Annotated in this window: 20 protein-coding genes; 17 read left to right on the plus strand and 3 right to left on the minus strand. The window is 65.8% G+C overall.

Translation table 11 applies throughout. The annotated features are described in order from the left end of the window. Positions 1-79: 79 nt before the first annotated feature. The 5 genes from QX121_RS20235 to QX121_RS20255 all read left to right on the plus strand — a co-directional run bounded on the left by QX121_RS20235 (position 80) and on the right by QX121_RS20255 (position 3076). Entirely contained in the window at positions 80-385 is a 306-nt protein-coding gene (locus tag QX121_RS20235; protein WP_315812867.1) for a hypothetical protein, read from the plus strand. Positions 386-485: 100 nt separating this feature from the next. Continuing rightward, entirely contained in the window at positions 486-854 is a 369-nt protein-coding gene (locus QX121_RS20240) for a YciI family protein (RefSeq protein WP_315717600.1), read from the plus strand. Continuing rightward, the gene (locus QX121_RS20245; RefSeq protein WP_315812868.1) at positions 851-2122 is read left to right on the plus strand and encodes an RNA polymerase sigma factor; all 1272 of its coding nucleotides are present in this window, start codon (positions 851-853) and stop codon (positions 2120-2122) included. The genes QX121_RS20240 and QX121_RS20245 overlap by 4 nt, the downstream gene beginning before the upstream one ends. Positions 2123-2254: 132 nt before the next feature. Then, complete coding sequence (locus QX121_RS20250; RefSeq protein ID WP_315812926.1) at positions 2255-2626, plus strand: DoxX family protein; 372 nt, start codon at positions 2255-2257, stop codon at positions 2624-2626. A 30-nt stretch (positions 2627-2656) separates the two neighbouring features. Beyond that, positions 2657-3076, plus strand: coding sequence for a VOC family protein (locus QX121_RS20255; RefSeq protein WP_315736303.1), 420 nt, complete (start codon positions 2657-2659; stop codon positions 3074-3076). 5 nt (positions 3077-3081) lie between these two features. Here the strand turns inward: QX121_RS20255 and QX121_RS20260 are convergent, their stop codons facing one another. Beyond that, positions 3082-3528: a hypothetical protein gene (locus QX121_RS20260; RefSeq protein WP_315736304.1), complete on the minus strand. Its 447-nt coding sequence runs from the start codon at positions 3526-3528 to the stop codon at positions 3082-3084. Between the two features lie 4 nt (positions 3529-3532). Continuing rightward, the gene (locus QX121_RS20265) at positions 3533-4333 is read right to left on the minus strand and encodes an SDR family oxidoreductase (RefSeq protein WP_315756042.1); all 801 of its coding nucleotides are present in this window, start codon (positions 4331-4333) and stop codon (positions 3533-3535) included. Between the two features lie 909 nt (positions 4334-5242). On the opposite strand from QX121_RS20265, the gene QX121_RS20270 reads away from it, so the two are divergent. Continuing rightward, positions 5243-6451: a hypothetical protein gene (locus QX121_RS20270; RefSeq protein WP_315736306.1), complete on the plus strand. Its 1209-nt coding sequence runs from the start codon at positions 5243-5245 to the stop codon at positions 6449-6451. Positions 6452-6497: 46 nt separating this feature from the next. On the opposite strand, the gene QX121_RS20275 is transcribed toward QX121_RS20270, so the two are convergent. After that, positions 6498-7016: a helix-turn-helix domain-containing protein gene (locus tag QX121_RS20275; RefSeq protein WP_315772322.1), complete on the minus strand. Its 519-nt coding sequence runs from the start codon at positions 7014-7016 to the stop codon at positions 6498-6500. Between the two features lie 107 nt (positions 7017-7123). Here QX121_RS20275 and QX121_RS20280 point away from each other — a divergent pair, with 107 nt between their 5' ends. The 11 genes from QX121_RS20280 (at position 7124) to tolB (ending at position 15530) form a co-directional block, all read left to right on the plus strand. Continuing rightward, positions 7124-7675 carry a dihydrofolate reductase family protein gene (locus QX121_RS20280; protein ID WP_315812869.1) on the plus strand — a complete coding sequence of 184 codons (552 nt, stop codon included), beginning with the start codon at positions 7124-7126 and terminating at the stop codon, positions 7673-7675. A gap of 186 nt (positions 7676-7861) precedes the next feature. Continuing rightward, on the plus strand, positions 7862-8512 hold the full coding sequence (locus tag QX121_RS20285) for a glutathione S-transferase family protein (protein ID WP_315812870.1): 651 nt from the start codon (positions 7862-7864) through the stop codon (positions 8510-8512). A gap of 112 nt (positions 8513-8624) precedes the next feature. Beyond that, positions 8625-9038 carry a YciI family protein gene (locus QX121_RS20290; RefSeq protein WP_315812871.1) on the plus strand — a complete coding sequence of 138 codons (414 nt, stop codon included), beginning with the start codon at positions 8625-8627 and terminating at the stop codon, positions 9036-9038. Between the two features lie 33 nt (positions 9039-9071). Next, the gene (locus tag QX121_RS20295) at positions 9072-9488 is read left to right on the plus strand and encodes a YciI family protein (protein WP_315812872.1); all 417 of its coding nucleotides are present in this window, start codon (positions 9072-9074) and stop codon (positions 9486-9488) included. Between the two features lie 33 nt (positions 9489-9521). Then, the gene (locus tag QX121_RS20300) at positions 9522-9890 is read left to right on the plus strand and encodes a hypothetical protein (RefSeq protein ID WP_315812873.1); all 369 of its coding nucleotides are present in this window, start codon (positions 9522-9524) and stop codon (positions 9888-9890) included. A 259-nt stretch (positions 9891-10149) separates the two neighbouring features. Continuing rightward, positions 10150-10875, plus strand: coding sequence for a TetR/AcrR family transcriptional regulator (locus QX121_RS20305; protein ID WP_315772334.1), 726 nt, complete (start codon positions 10150-10152; stop codon positions 10873-10875). A gap of 129 nt (positions 10876-11004) precedes the next feature. Continuing rightward, complete coding sequence (locus QX121_RS20310; RefSeq protein ID WP_315736314.1) at positions 11005-11490, plus strand: DUF2852 domain-containing protein; 486 nt, start codon at positions 11005-11007, stop codon at positions 11488-11490. A 457-nt stretch (positions 11491-11947) separates the two neighbouring features. After that, positions 11948-12631, plus strand: a complete 684-nt coding sequence (gene tolQ / locus QX121_RS20315; protein WP_315717584.1) for a protein TolQ — start codon at positions 11948-11950, stop codon at positions 12629-12631. 39 nt (positions 12632-12670) lie between these two features. Further along, a complete protein-coding gene (locus QX121_RS20320; RefSeq protein WP_315736315.1) occupies positions 12671-13150 on the plus strand; it encodes a biopolymer transporter ExbD in 480 nt (159 codons plus the stop codon). Next, positions 13147-14181, plus strand: a complete 1035-nt coding sequence (locus QX121_RS20325) for a protein TolA (protein WP_315812874.1) — start codon at positions 13147-13149, stop codon at positions 14179-14181. The genes QX121_RS20320 and QX121_RS20325 overlap by 4 nt, the downstream gene beginning before the upstream one ends. A 68-nt stretch (positions 14182-14249) precedes the next feature. Continuing rightward, entirely contained in the window at positions 14250-15530 is a 1281-nt protein-coding gene (tolB, locus tag QX121_RS20330) for a Tol-Pal system beta propeller repeat protein TolB (RefSeq protein ID WP_315812927.1), read from the plus strand. Positions 15531-15767 lie beyond the last annotated feature (237 nt).

Genomic DNA, 15767 nt, shown 5'->3' on the forward strand with positions numbered 1-15767 from the left:
TCGAGCTTATGTGACGTGTTCCACATACCAGATCGCGCGGGCGCGCCAATCTCCGCCCATCAACACGGAGACAATCGTCATGCGCAAATTGCTTTTCGCCACTGCTTTCGTCGTCGCGTCTGCCTCGGTCCAGGCCCAGACCATCGATGTCGGGTCGATCCTGTCGGCCAACGGCATCTCGATCGGCAAGGGCAGTCAGCCGCAGGCCGGCGGCCAGACGCAGGACGGCATGTCCCCGAACGCGGGCAGCCAAGGTGGACCGAGCGCCGCGGGGCAAGGCCAAGGCAAGTCGCAGCGCCAGGCCGGCCGAGCCAAGCAGCCGCGCGAGAGCGCGCAGGAGACCCGGGCGCGCAACATCGCGGCCAAGTACGGCATCTCCTGGTAGGCGGCTTGTTCCTGCAGGCGGAACCCCGCGAAAATACTTCGTGGGACTGTCGGCCGGAGGCATACTCCGCCGTCTTGAAGACGAAGGGAGATGCCTGCCGATGTTGTACGCGCTGCTCTGCTATCATGACGAGGATGTCGTCTGCGCCTGGAGCAAGGACCAGGATGCCGCGGTCATGGCCAAGCTTGCCGTCATCCAGGAGAAGCTCGCCAAGCAGGGGCGGCTCGGGCCGGTGGCGCGGCTGCTGCCGACCACGGCTGCGACGACGCTCCGGAAGGAGGATCCGCCGCTCGTCATCGACGGCCCCTATGCCGAGACCAAGGAGCAACTGCTCGGCTTCTATCTCGTCGACTGTGCCAATCTCGATGAGGCGCTGGAGGTCGCGCGCGAGCTCGGTGAGGCCAATCCCGGCGGCTCCTACGAGATCCGTCCCGTCGGCACGTTCAGGCCGGGTGGAGCGCTGGCATGACCGATACGGCCTGGATCGATGCGGCCCTGACATCAGCGCGACCCCAGGCCGTCGGCGCGCTGCTGCGCTATTTCCGCGATCTCGACACGGCGGAGGAGGCGTTCCAGAACGCCTGCCTGCGCGCCCTGAAGAGCTGGCCGCAGAACGGTCCGCCGCGCGATCCGGCGGCCTGGCTGATCATGGTCGGACGCAACGCGGCCATCGACGATGTCCGCCGGGGCCGCCGCGAGCAGCCGCTGCCGGATGACGAGGCGATCTCCGATCTCGACGACGCCGAGAGCGCGCTCGCCGAGCGGCTCGACGGCTCGCACTACCGCGACGACATCCTCCGCCTGTTGTTCATCTGCTGTCACAAGGACCTGCCGGCGACGCAGCAGATCGCGCTGGCGCTGCGGGTGGTGTCCGGCCTGACGGTGAAGCAGATCGCCCGCGCCTTCCTGGTCAGCGAGGCGGCGATGGAGCAGCGCATCACCCGCGCCAAGGCGCGCGTCGCGCAGGCGGACGTGCCGTTCGAGACGCCGGGCGCGATCGAGCGCGCCGAGCGCCTGACCGCGGTCGCGGCCATGATCTACCTGATCTTCAACGAGGGCTATTCGGCCAGCGGCGAGACCGCGGCGCTGCGCCAGCCGCTGTCCGAGGAGGCCATCCGGCTGGCGCGGCTGCTGCTGCGGCTGTTTCCGAGCGAGCCCGAAATCATGGGGCTGACGGCGCTGCTGCTGCTGCAACACGCGCGCAGCGCCGCCCGCTTCGATGCGGAGGGGACGCTGATCCTTCTCGACGAACAGGATCGCTCGCTGTGGAACCAGCCGATGATCGCGGAAGGCGTGGCCCTGATCGACAAGGCGATCCGCCACCGCCACAGCGGCCCGTACCAGATCCAGGCGGCGATCGCGGCGCTGCATTCGCGCGCCGCGCGCCCGGAGGACACCGACTGGACGCAGATAGACCTTCTCTATGGCGCGCTGGAAGTGGTGCAGCCCTCGCCGGTGGTGACGCTCAATCGCGCCGTCGCCGTCTCCAAGGTGCGCGGGGCCGAGGCGGCGCTCGATTTGATTGCGCCGCTCGAAGGGCGGCTTGCCAATTATTTCTATTTCTTCGGCGTGCGCGGCGCGCTGCTGATGCAGCTCGGGCGCAATGACGAGGCGCGGACCGCCTTCGACCGCGCCATCGCGCTGGCGCACAGCTCGGCGGAGGCCGCGCATATCCGCATGCAGCTCGATCGCCTGATGCGCGACAGCGCGACGGCTCAGGCTCGGGTCGGCCAGTGAAATACTGCCGAGATTCGGTCTAAAATTCTGCACCGGGCTGTCGGCGGCACGATCCTTCATTCGTCCTGGGAGCAGCATCACGGAGAGGAGCTGCAGATGACGACGATGGAAGAGCCGGTCTCGCGCGCCGAATTGTGGAGCGGCCGCATCCTGAGCGGTCTGGTGACGCTGTTCCTGCTGTTCGACGGCGCGGTCAAGCTCATCCCTCTGCCCGTCGTCACCCAGACGCTGGATCAGATGGGCTATGGAGCAGGCGACGCCATGGCGCGGGCGCTCGGCCTCATCACGCTTCTCTGCACCGTGCTCTATATCCTGCCGCCGACATCGTTCGTCGGCGCGATCCTGCTCACCGGCTATCTCGGCGGCGCCATCGCCTCGCATGTCCGCATCGGCAGTCCGCTGTTCAGCCACGTCCTGTTCGGCCTCTATCTCGGACTCCTGCTGTGGGGCGGCTTGTGGCTGCGCGACCGCCGCCTGCGCTCGCTTCTGCCGCTGCTGCGCTGACAAATGATCTTTCAACCAAGGAGGATGACGATGATCTGTCCCTATCTGACGTTCAATGGCGATTGCGCGCAGGCGCTCAAGCACTACGGCGAGGTGCTCGGCGCCAAGGTCGACATGATGATGCGTTATGGCGAGGCGCCGCCGGAGATGCCTTCTGCACCGGAGCACAAGGACAGGATCATGCATGTCCGCTTCTCGATCGGCGGCGGCGTCCTGATGGCCTCGGATTCGCCGCCCGAATATTATCAAGGCAAGCCGCACGGAATCTCGGTCTCGCTCCAGATCGCAGACCCGGCCGAGGCGGAGCGCAAGTTCCATGCCCTGCTCGAAGGCGGTGCCGTCACCATGCCGTTCGGCAAGACCTTCTGGTCGAAGGGCTTCGGCATGGGCGTCGATCGCTTCGGCATTCCGTGGATGATCAATTCCCCGGCGGATGGCTACGAGGCGTGACGCCGCTAGCGGCACGAGGCGTACATCGCCTTGAGCTCGCGCCCGCGCAACAACAGAAGCCGCGACGTCAGGCCGCCGCGGCGCTCGATCCAGCCGCGCACCGGCGTGGGATAGGTCTGCAGCACCAGCTTGGAAGCCTCGGGTTCCGCATAAGCGCGGCCGCGCCGGTCGACCGAGCGTGCGGCGTGGAAGCCGAGGGTGGCTCGCCGCGTCACGCAGATGCGGTCCTCGGGCACGACGCTGAGCACCAGCGTGCAGGCCGACAGGCAGGGACCGTCGATGATGACACGCTCGCCGGAGGCGCGAACCTTCTCGAACAGATCGATGAACGGCCCCACCTCGCCGCCGGGCGAGGAGATGATGCGGACGTCGGCGCGCGCCAGCATCGTCGCGATTCCCCACAGGACGACCGCCAGCAGCAAGGTCAGGATGATGCGCATCCGGCTCGGCATCGTTTCACGTGTTCCTGCGTTGGCCGCGCAAGGTCGGCAATCCGATTCCCGCGGCGTCGAAGCCGCCATCGACGGCCAGGATCTGTCCGGTGATATAGCTGGAGCGTTCGGAGCTGAGAAACAAGATGGCCTCGGCGAGCTCGTCCTCGAGGCCGTAACGGTTGAGCGGAATGGCGTCGTGATAGTCGGCGCGGATCTCCGGCGTATGCACGTCCTTGGCCATCGCGGTCTCCACCGGGCCCGGCGCCACCGCGTTGACGCGGATGCCGGCGGATGCGAGCTCGACCGCGAGCTGCTTGGTCAGATGCGCCAGCGCCGCCTTGCTGGTGCCGTAGGCGGAGCGCAGCGTGGAGGCGCGGACGGCGGAAATCGAGGTGATGTTGACGATGGTGCCGCCGCGCTCGCGCATCAGCGGGACCGCGGCCCGCGTGCACAGAAACGGCCCGGTCAGATTGACGTCGAGGATGCGCTGCCAGTCGGCTTCGCTGGTTTCCATGATCGGAGCGAAGCGTGCGACACCGGCATTGTTGACCAGCGCATCGAGACGGCCGAACCGGTCGGCGAGGCGCGCCAACGCATCGGCGACCATCTCGGCTTCCGCGACGTCGCAATGCAGGGCGAGCGTTCGATCGGGAGATTCGAGTGCGGCCGTGGCGTCGTCGAGCAGCTTCTTCTCGATGTCGAGCAGGGCCACACGCCAGCCCTCGTGCAGAAATCTCTTTGCTGTCGCCAGCCCGATGCCGCGCGCCGCCCCGGTGATCAGGGCGACCTTGTCGGTCTGCGTCGTCGTCGATGTTTCCGTCACGGCGGTCGACTCCTCGGGCCGGCAGCCCGGCTTTTCTCTTCGTTGAGTCCTAACATGCGCTGCGCGGATCAGCTGTGAAGGCCGTCACATCTGTCAGTGTACGTTCAATCCAGCTCCGCGCGATGCGCATAGCCAGCGAAGTTCGTGGGCGTTGTCAAACAGCCAGCGGTGGTAGCGGTCGCATCAGCTCGCGTCCTCGCGGTGGAGAAGCATCCGAATCATGCTCGCCTTGGCCTCCCGCTCGATCGGAGGGAGCAGGGAAGACCGGGAGCTTGGCGCCCCATTGGCCCCCGTGCGGGAAAAATGCACGGGGCCGGAACCCCAGGTTCGGCTGAGACATCCCGGCCCTCCCTGCGCGATGGTCTGACGGCCTATGACACGCTCCCCGGGGACCGGCTGTCTTGCCCCGGTTTCCGCCACAATGCGCTCACGCATCGGACACGGCATCAGCATCGGGATGCCGGGACCACACGATTTCGCCGTACGCGCCGCGTTGTTCGTCTGCGTGTCCTCATATGAGCATGATCTTGTCGGAAAGCTGTGGCGCAATGCGCGTCAACATCCTCCGGTTCCGAATCATGCTCCACGCTGCAACATCGACGCTTCCACCGCGTCCTGCTCCCCACGTTCGTGACGACCGCGAAACGTCCCTCTCGATCGGGAACAGGAGGAGCATTCTTACGGGAAGGACTGGACAAGGGTAAGGGTGATCGACTTGAAAGTCTTCACGAAAAAGCTCCGTGGCGCCGGCGGTCTCGCGGCCGCGCCGCAGTCTCCAAAGGCGCATTCCCCCGTGGAATTGGACAGTCCCGCCGTCGGCTGATTTGCCCGTCGTCGGGTCGCTCTCGGACGTGTCTGGGACGAATCTGAACCGGTAGCGTAGAGTTTAAGAGTCTCGGTAGAATCGACATGGGCGATCAATTCATCAGCCGGCGAATCACTCTCGTCAGAACCACGGAGCTGCACGCTTCGTCGCGCGGGCCGAATGATCTGAGGCGCGTGTGCGGCGCGTTGCTGTTGTCGTGCATTGTCCTCGGGCTCGCGGCGTCCGGCGCCGCCGGAGCGGATGGCAGCGTTGCCGCGAAACCGGCAGAGACCGAGCAGGCTGCGCACGATGTCGCGCCGCCGCAGCAGCCGCAGACGGCGGAGCCCGAGACGGTGGGGCGGCCGTCGGACGTGCCGACGCCGGCTCCGAAGGTGGCCGTGCCATCGACCGAGCCCGCGAAGCCGGTCGCGGCCGAGCGCAAGGCCGACCCGCGGAGCGACACCAAGACGACGAAGAATCTGTCGGTGCCTCAACGTGCGCTCCCGGCCGACGTTGCGCAGATGATCGGCCGCAAGATCTGGCTCAACGAGGCCGGGGGACGGCGCGACGCGATCACGTCGTGGAATGCGGGTGAAGAATTCGCCTCGCTGGGAATCGGGCATTTCATCTGGTACCCGTCCACCGCGAAGCCGCCTTATGAGGAGGGCTTTCCGGGGCTGATCGCGTTTCTGCGCAAGGGCAGGACGCCGTTGCCTGCATGGCTCGACAAGACGCCGATTCCGGCATGCCCGTGGACCAGCCGGGCCGACTTCAAGCGGAATTTCAACTCGCCGCAAATGCGGCAATTGCGGCAGTTCCTGCTCGACACGATTGCGGAGCAGACGCAGTTCCTGGTGGCGCGTGCGCAAGGCGCGATGGACAAGATCCTCGCCAACACGCCCGACAGCGCCGAACGCGAGCACATCGTCGCGCAATATTCGCGGGTCGTGCGCGCCTCCAACGATCTCTATCCGTTGATCGACTACATCAACTTCAAGGGCGAGGGCACCAATCCGTCCGAGACGGCGGTGGACAAGGAGACGGGCCAGCGCCAGGGCTGGGGTCTCAAGCAGGTACTGCTCAAGATGAACGGCACTACCACCGAGTCCAAGGCTGTGCTCGCCGAATATTCCGACGCGGTGCAGGTCGTGCTGCAGCAGCGGGTTCGCAATCTGCCCTCGAACCGCGTGTGGGAGGCGGGCTGGCTGCGTCGCGCGGAGACCTATCGCCGCCCGATCGCGCAGCTCGAGCAGGCCCCCGAACGCGCCCCGCGCAAATCATCGCGCTACAGGGCCGACAACACGCGGTTCTGATGCGGGAAGCGGCGCGCACGATCCGTGCGCGTTGCGAGGCGCGCGATCACCTGCCGCCTGCCTCGGCCTTCTTGGCAGCGACGACCTTCTGGTAAGCCGCCTGCAGCCGCTCGCCGACGCTCGGTCCAGCCTTCCTGCGCCGTTTCGCGCCGAGATGGGTCTCGCGCAGCTCGTCCATGAATTCGGCCCACATTTTCGGGCCGCCTTCCATCAACAGCTTGGCGCGGATGCCGAGCTCCTCCGAGACGGGGAGATATTTGTAACCCCAGCCCGCCATCTGCGCGAGGATCGGCAACAGCTCGATGCCCTGCTCGGTCAGGGAATAGATGCCCTTCTGCTTGTGGCTCGGATCGTCCTCACGGCTGATGATGCCGGCCGCGAGCAGCGTCTTCAGCCGGTCGGCGAGAATGTTCGAGGAGATGCCTTCCTCCGAGCCGCCGAGCAGCTCGCGATAGTGCCGGCGATTTCCGAACATCATGTCGCGGATGATCAAGAGGCTCCATTTGTCTCCCACCACTTCGAGCGACAGGTTGATCGGGCAGCCGGAGCGCTGAGGGTCGGACATCGAAGTCTCGTGAGCAGGGATCGCGTATAAACCGCTTGCAATATTGCACCGGTCTGGGCATTCTCCAACTGCTTGCAAAATGAAAGCAGTCAGGGGAGAGGCAGTCGATGGCGAGACTGGTGATGTGGAACATGATGACGCTGGACGGCATGGTTGCGGGCCCGAACGGCGACATCTCCTGGCATGAGGATGTGTGGGGTCCGGAGCTGGAGCAGATCTCCGAGACGCAACTGCACGAGGCGGGCGGATTGCTGTTCGGCCGGGTGACCTACGATCTGATGGCCGGCTATTGGCCGACCGAGAAGGGCGTGATCGCCGACTTCATGAACAGCATCCCCAAATATGTCGCCTCCCGCACGCTGTCTCGCCTGGCATGGTCAAACGCGCATCTGCTGGGTCCGCAGCTCGCGGCCGATGTCGACAAGCTCAAGCAGGAGAATGCCAAAGACCTGTTCCTGTTCGGCAGCGCGGACCTCGCGTCGACGCTCGTCGCGCACGATCTGATCGATGAGTTTCGTATCGCGATCAATCCGCGCGTGCTCGGCGCCGGACGGCCGCTGTTCAAGCCGGGTCAGGCCGTGAAGCTCCGCCTGATCGACAGCCGGGCGCTGTCCAACGGCGTTGTCATCGCGCGCTATGCCCCCATTCGGGACGTGTGAGTCCAGCTCTCGCGGGCGCGCTCCGTGTCCCGGGGGAGTGCAGGTCTATAAACCACACCGCCGGTGCGTCTAGCCCTCGCCTCAACCCTCTCTCCGTGAAGAACGGGGCGAGGGAGCGCACCATCCCTGCGGCCGCGCGTTCGGGACCAAACAACTTGTTCTCACTCAACTCATCAGGAGCGTAGGATGTCGCTGACCCTCTACTATCATCCGCTGTCGTCGTTCTGCTGGAAGGTGCTGATCGCGCTGTATGAGAACGACGTTTCGTTCACGCCGAAGCTGATCAATCTCGGTGACGCGGATGAGCGCGCGGCGTTCTTGAAGCTTTGGCCGGTCGGTAAATTTCCCGTGCTGCGCGACGAGCAGCGCACGATTCCGGAATCGAGCATCATCATCGAATATCTCGACCAGCACTATGCGGGCAGGACGCGCTTCATTCCCGATGATCCCGATCTCGCTTTGCGGACACGTCTGCGCGATCGCTTTCTCGACCTCTATCTGCACATGCCGACGCAGACCGTCGTGTTCGACCGGCTGCGGCCGGCCGATGCCCGCGATCCGCTCGGCGTCGCCGACGCTCTAAGCCGGCTGCGCACGTCCTACGCCATGCTCGAGGCCGAGCTGCCGCCGCGTGGCTGGGCGATGGGAGACCCGTTCACCCTGGCGGATTGCGCGGCCGTGCCGGCGCTGTTCTACGCCGACAGAGTGGAGCCGCTGGGTGATGGGCTCCCCCGGGTCAAAGCCTATCTCGACCGGCTCAAGGCGAGGCCATCCGTGGCGCGGGTGCTCGCAGAGGCCGAGCCTTATTTCCACATGTTCCCGCAGGAGCCGGGCTGAATCGGGAACCCGGCCAAAATAATTGCGGGAGCGTGTCGGCGGCACCAGGGCCGGATCGTCCTACTGATGAGGGCAGGGCAGTCCTGCCGGACAGCATCAGGGGAGAGGCGCCATGCGGTTCATGGTGATCGTGAAGGCGACCAGGGACACCGAAGCCGGAATCCTGCCGACGACCGAGGAGTTCGCGGCGATGGGCCGGTTCAACGAGGCATTGGTCAAGGCCGGCATGATGGAAGCCGGCGAGGGCCTGCATCCGACCGCGAAGGGGGCGCGCATCGACTTCTCGAACGGGACGTCGAGCGTCGCGCGCGGTCCGTTCGATCTCTCCCGCGATCTCGCGGCGGGCTTCTGGATGATCAAGGCCGGCTCGCTCGATGAGGTGATCGAGCATATGAAGCGGGCGCCGTTCCCGAGCGGCCAGATCGAGATCCGCCAGGTCTATGCCGCGGAGGATTTCGGCGAGACGTTCACGCCCGAATTGCGTGAGCGGGTCGAACGGCTGCGTGCGCAGGCCGCCAGGAGCTGAACCGACCCTGATCAGGAGAGGAGGAGAAACGCGATGCGATTCATGATGCTGATGATCCCGCTCGGCTATGAGAGCGCGCCGCCGGACGTGCAGCTCGATCCCGAGCGCGTCGAAGCGATGATGCGCTACAACGAGGCCCTGAAGGACGCCGGCGTGCTGATCACGCTGGAGGGCCTGCATCCGCCGTCGATGGGGGCGCGGGTCTCGTTCGCGGGCGGCACGCCTGTGGTGACCGACGGCCCGTTCGCGGAGGCCAAGGAGGTGCTCGGCGGCTATTGGATGATCGAGGTCGCCTCGCGCGACGAGGCGATCGCCTGGGCCAAGCAGTGCCCGGCCTCGGACAACGAGATCATCGAGATTCGCCAGGTCCAGGAGATGGCCGACTTTTCCGAGGAGGTGCAGCAGGCCGCGGCCGGCTTCGCCGAGCTGCCGCATGCCGGCCGTGTCTGATCGATCCGTTTCACAGCAGGAGAGGGAAGTGCAATGAGCGACAACAGCAACACCTATCTCGCCGTCTTTCTCGGCAGCAAGACCAGTCCGGCCTGGAAAGCCTGGGAGGCGCTGTCCGAAACGGAGCGCAATGCCAGGGGGCAGCAGGGCATGGCGGCCTGGCATGCCTGGGCGGACCAACACAAGGACGAGATCGTCGCGATGGGCGGGCCGCTCGGCAAGACCAAGCGGGTCGACAAGGGCGGCGTCAACGACATCGCCAACGAGATGGGCGCGTTCACCGTGGTCCGCGCCGCGTCGCACGAGGATGCCGCGAAGATGTTCGTCAACCATCCGCATTTTGCGATCTTCCCGGGCGAGCGGGTCGAGATCATGCCGGTGCTGCCGATTCCGGGCGGTTAGTTGAGCGGCCTGCAGGGCGGAACGTCGGCTGAGGTGTGAACATCGCGCTTGCTGCGGCGCCCGGCGTTTGTGCCGGGCGCGCTGATCTCGCGGTGACTTCGGTGCCATCCTGCTCCTTGCGCGACCCTCCAGGCGAGGGTGGCGCCTGTTCGCTGGGGGCTTAACGGGACGACGGGACGGCCCCCCGCGCACATCGGCGGCTGACCCCGCCCAAAAGTCGCTGGCTTCCTTTGACCCGGCTCATGTAAAAGCCTTTTACATGAGCTGGCGCAAGGAAGAGCGCCGCGCCGAGCGCGGCTATCATCACGGTAACCTCAAGGAGGCGCTGCTGCAGGCGGCGCTCGACCTGATCGCGCAGAAGGGGGCTGCCGGCTTCACCTTTGCCGATGCGGCCCGCATGGCCGGCGTCAGCCCGGCCGCGCCCTATCGCCACTTCCGCGACCGCGACGAACTGCTGTCGAGCATCGCCCAGCGCGGCTTCGAGCAGTTCGAGGCGCAGCTCTCGGCGGCGTGGGACGACGGCCGGCCCGACACCGTCACGGCGTTCGAGCGCGTCGGCAAGGCGTATCTCGCATTTGCCCGTTCGGAGCCTGCGTTCTATTCGGCGATGTTCGAATCCGGTGTGCCGGCCGACTCCACCGCGGGTCTGCTGGCGGCGGGCGAGCGCGCTTTCGGCGTCATCCGGGCTGCCGCCGAGCGGCTGGCCGCGCTGGCGCCGCCCGGCGTGCCGCGGCCGCCGGCGCTGATGATGGCGCTGCACATCTGGTCGATGGCGCATGGCATCGCCTCGCTGTTCGCGCGTGGCGACGCCGCCCGCCGCAAGCTGCCGATGTCGCCGGAAGAGCTGCTGGAGGCCGAGGTGCTGATCTATCTGCGCGGGCTCGGCTTCCCGACCGACCGCCGGCCTGCGCCGTCCTCCGCTGCCGAGCCGTCGCCGCTGCCGGACGATGACAAGCCGGCAGGGCCCTGGGGCCGCCCGAAATAAGGTTCAAAGAACGCCGAAAAATAATTCGAGCGACGCGTCAGGCGGTCGCCTTGACAAAATCCCGGGTTGAGCTAGCTATGTAAATGTTATTTACATTCACACGGCATGGCGCCGCGAATGGAGAGGGAGATGGCCTACACCGCAGATGTCAATCGTTGGCGCGGTTCGGAGGAGGAGCAGAGGTACCGGCCCCGCATGATGGAGTCGCCCTGGCATCCCGGCTGGATCGCCGTGACCGTGCTCGGCTTCATCATCTGGTGGCCGATCGGACTTGCCCTTCTCTTTTTCACACTCGGGAGCAGAAAGATGGCGTGCTGGAACGGCGGTGATCGCTGGTCGAACAAGATGGAGCGGATGCAGTGGAAGATGGACCGCATGCGCGACAAGATGGAGCGCCGCGGCTTCGGCTTCGGGTTCTCGCAGCCGGCTTCGAGCGGCAACCGCGCCTTCGATGAGTACCGCATGGAGACCCTGCGGCGGCTCGAGGAGGAGCAGCAGGAGTTCCGCGACTTCCTGACCCGGCTGCGCCACGCCAAGGACAAGGAGGAGTTCGACGCGTTCATGGCCCAGCACAAGCCGCGTCCGACCCCGCCGAACGACCAGCCGCAGAGCTGATCGCCTCGCACCTGACGGCGCAGGGCTTTCAGCCCCCGCCCTGACGGCATAAGACGCCCGCTTGCGGTTTCCCCCGCCGGCGGGCGTTTTGCGTTCTCCGATACCGCCCGCCTGCGGCGGCTGGCCGCTGCCCGCTGGCGGCCAAAATGGTCAAGCTGCTGATCACAAAGGCTCTATCTGGCTGGTCCGGCTGGACCTTTGACCTCGGCAATACTCCGCGGTAACCCCGCCTTAACCCCGGAGGGGGTTTGGTTAAGGGGCGCTTACGCGCGCCAAGAGCCCTTGTTTTGACACGTTGGCAGAGGAAGCAGGCCGCTTATGGCTTCGGCGGGCCTCTTAAAGCGATCAGTTCAGGGTTTTCTCGCGCAGGCGCTTTCCGCCGCGACGGCATCCGGCATGGAACGGCGGCTGCATGGTCCCGGGCGTCCCGGGATGATTGGTTGAGAGGATACTGCAGATGTCTGTCGATAGCGGCGGCCTGTCCCTGATCGATCTATTCGGCAATGCCGGCTGGGTGGTTCGGATCATCATGCTCGGCCTGATCTCCTGCTCGATCTGGGTCTGGGCGATCGCGATCGACAAGATGTTCCTGTTCTCGCGGACCCGCCGCTCGATGGATCGGTTCGAGCAGGCCTTCTGGTCCGGGGAATCGATCGAGGAATTGTATCGGGTGCTGTCGGCGAAGCCGACGCAGTCGATGGCGGCGTGTTTCGTGGCGGCGATGCGGGAATGGAAACGCTCGTTCGAGGGCCATGCGCGCTCCTTCGCCGGGCTGCAGATGCGCATCGAGAAGGTGATGAACGTGTCGATCGCGCGCGAGGTCGAGCGGCTGGAACGCCGTCTCCTGGTGCTCGCCACGGTCGGCTCCGCCGGCCCGTTCGTCGGCCTGTTCGGCACGGTCTGGGGCATCATGACCAGCTTCCAGGCGATCGCGGCTTCGAAGAACACCTCTCTGGCGGTGGTCGCGCCGGGCATCGCGGAGGCGCTGTTCGCTACCGCCATCGGCCTGATAGCGGCCATCCCGGCGACGATTTTCTACAACAAGTTCTCTTCGGAGGTGAACCGGCAGGCGCAGCGGTTGGAAGGCTTCGCAGATGAATTTTCAGCCATCTTGTCCCGTCAGATCGACGAGCGGGGATGAGGGCAGGTATAGTGGCATTCGGATCGTGAGTACCACAGCATGGGCATGAGCATGGGCAGCGCGTCCGGTGGCGGTGGTCGCCGCGGTCGGCGCAAGGCGGCCGTGATGGCGGAGATCAACGTCACGCCGATGGTCGACGTCATGCTGGTGCTGCTGATCATCTTCATGGTCGCGGCGCCGCTGCTCACCGTCAACATCCAGGTCGACCTGCCCCAGGCGCAAGGCGGCTCGGCCTCGACGGCCGACGCCAAGCCGCCGCTCGAGGTCACCGTCAAGAAGACCGGCGGCGGCTGCGCGTCGAAGGTGGACGTGTATCTCGGCGACTCGCCGATCGCGATCAACGAGCTTGGGCCGAAGATCAAGGCGATGAAGGAAGCGGGCGCCGGTGGCGCCGACAACGTCGTCAAGATCCGCGGCGACCGCGACGCCTGCTACTCCGACATGATGAAGGTGCTGGGCCTGGCGCGCGACGCCGGCTATCGCGCCAGCATCGTCGTGCTGCCGGATCAGGGCTCATGACGTCAGCAGACCTCATCCGGTTCGTTCGCACGCGCAAGGGGACGGTGCTGTCCGTCGCCCTGCACGTGCTCGTGCTGTGCTGGGGTCTGTTCAGCTTCTCCGCGCGCTCGATGGTGGTGCCGGCGGAGGACCTGGTGCCCGTCGACGTGATCTCGGAGGACAACTCGTCCAAGGCCAAGGCCGGCGCGCTGACGGGCAAGAAGGAATCCCAGAAGCTGCTGGCCGACAAGATCGGCGAGAAGAAGCCGACCGAGGACATCGTCGGCAAGGTTGACACCAAGCAGGTCACCGAGACCGACGCCGCGCCGACGCCGCAGCCCAAGCCGGAGAAGCCGGTCGAGAAGAAGCCCGACCCGCCGAAGCCGGTCGAGAAGCAGCCGGATACGCCCAAGCCCGTGGCCGAAAAGAAGCCGGAGCCGTCGAAGCCCGCGCCGGCCGAGAAGCCGAAGCCGGAAGAGAAGAAGCCCGATCCCTTCAATCCGGACCAGATCGCCAGCGTGCTCAACAAGGACAAGGCGAAGCAGCCGCCGAAGCCGCAGCAGGCCGCCGCCGCGCCTCCGGAGCCGCCGAAGCACAAGAGCGAGCGCAAATACGACTCTGAGAAGATCGCGAGCCTGATCAATCAGAAGGACCCGACGCGGCAGGCGGCGACGGGGGCGGAGCTCAATGCCAATGCGGCGCTCGGCGCAACGCAGGGAACGGCCGAAGCCAACGTTGCGAGCTGGCAGATCGCATTTCAACAAGCGGTCGGTCGCTGCTTCAATCTTCCCTATACCGGCGTCGATGAGGACAAGATCGAGGTCGATATCGACATCCAGCTGCGTCCGGATGGATCGCTGGCCGCCGTGCCGGCCGTCGTTGGGACGCGAGGACCGTCGCGGGTCAGCGTAGCCATGGCGGAGAATGCCAAGCGCGCGGTGGAGAATTGCCAGCCCTATTCGTTCCTGCCGAAGAACCGGTACAATGAGTGGAAGCTCGTACCGACGACATTCAATCTCAAAATGATGAATTCGATGCGAGGCCGAACTTGACGACACCTCCGAAGCGCACGACCGGATTTTTCACGCGGCGCCAGCTGTTGCTGACCGGAGGCGCCGCGATGGCAGCGCTGGGCGCTGGGCCCGCGCTCGCCCAGCAAAAACGCCTGGAGATCATCCCGAGCGGCGAGTTCAAGCCGATCCCGATCGCCGTTCCGCCCTTCGTGCCCGGCGGGGCAGGGGATGCCGATGTCGGCAATGGCGTTGCGCAGGTGATCACCAACAATCTGAAGCGCAGCGGGCTGTTCGTGCCGGTCGACCCGGCTGCGTTTCCCGAGCGCATCAGCAATTTCGAGGCGCCGCCGCAATTCGCGAGCTGGCGTCCGCTCGACCTGCGCGGGCTGGTGACGGGCCGCGCGACGCGGCAGCCGGACGGGCGCCTGAAGGCGGAGTTTCGGCTGTGGGACCCGAACTCGGGCCAGCAGCTCACCGGCCAGCAATATGTGACGGCGCCGGAATATTGGCGGCGCATCGCCCACATCATCTCGGACCAGATCTACACGCAGATGACCGGCGAGAAGGGCTATTTCGACAGCCGCGTCGTGTTCGTCGACGAGAGCGGCCCGTCGGACCGCCGCGTCAAGCGGCTCGCGCTGATGGACCAGGACGGCGCCAACGTCCGCTATCTCACCCGCGGCGCCGACCTCGTGCTGACGCCGCGGTTTTCGCCGTCGAGCCAGGAAATCACGTACATGGAGTTCGGGCAGGGCGACCCGAAGGTCTATCTGTTCAACATCGAGACCGGCCAGCGCGAGATCGTCGGCAACTTCCCCGGCATGTCGTTCTCGCCGCGCTTCTCGCCGGACGGCCAGCGCATCATCCTGAGCCTGCAGCAGGGCGGCAACTCCAACCTGTTCGTGATGGACCTGCGCTCGCGCACGACCACGCGGCTCACCGACACGCCGGCGATCGATACCTCGCCGTGCTACTCGCCGGACGGCAGCCAGATCTGCTTCGAGTCCGATCGCGGCGGCAAGCCGCAGATCTACGTGATGTCCTCCAGTGGCGGGGCAGCGCAGCGCATCTCGTTCGGCGAGGGCAGCTACTCGACGCCGGTGTGGTCGCCGCGCGGCGACTTCATCGCCTTCACCAAGCAGGGCGGCGGCCAGTTCGCGATCGGCATCATGAAGACGGACGGCTCGGGCGAGCGCATCCTCACCGCCGGCTTCCACAACGAAGGGCCGACCTTCTCGCCCAACGGCCGCGTGCTGATGTTCTTCCGTGACCCCGGCGGCACCGCCGGTCCGTCGCTGTACTCGATCGACGTCTCCGGCCGCTTCGAGCAGAAGGTGCCGACGCCGGGCTTCGCCTCGGATCCGGCCTGGTCGCCGCTGTTGTCGTGACGGTGAGCGAGGCTCTGGGCCCGCTCACGTCGTGGTGGACGCGATTTTTCGAGTCGCGCGAGGCGTGTTCTGTGGAAAGGTGGAACTATTAGTTGTAGTAGCCGGGTAGTGTTTGCCTAGTTCTCTGAATTTTCGAGCGAATTCGTGCATTTCGCGAGCGCGGAAACGCTCCGCTAACGATGTTCCCTCAGAAAGACTTCACCTGCGAGCGGTAATGTTTGTGCACCGAACAGGACG

The sequence above is a fragment of the Bradyrhizobium sp. SZCCHNR2028 genome (assembly GCF_032380995.1).
Taxonomy (GTDB): Bacteria; Pseudomonadota; Alphaproteobacteria; order Rhizobiales; family Xanthobacteraceae; genus Bradyrhizobium.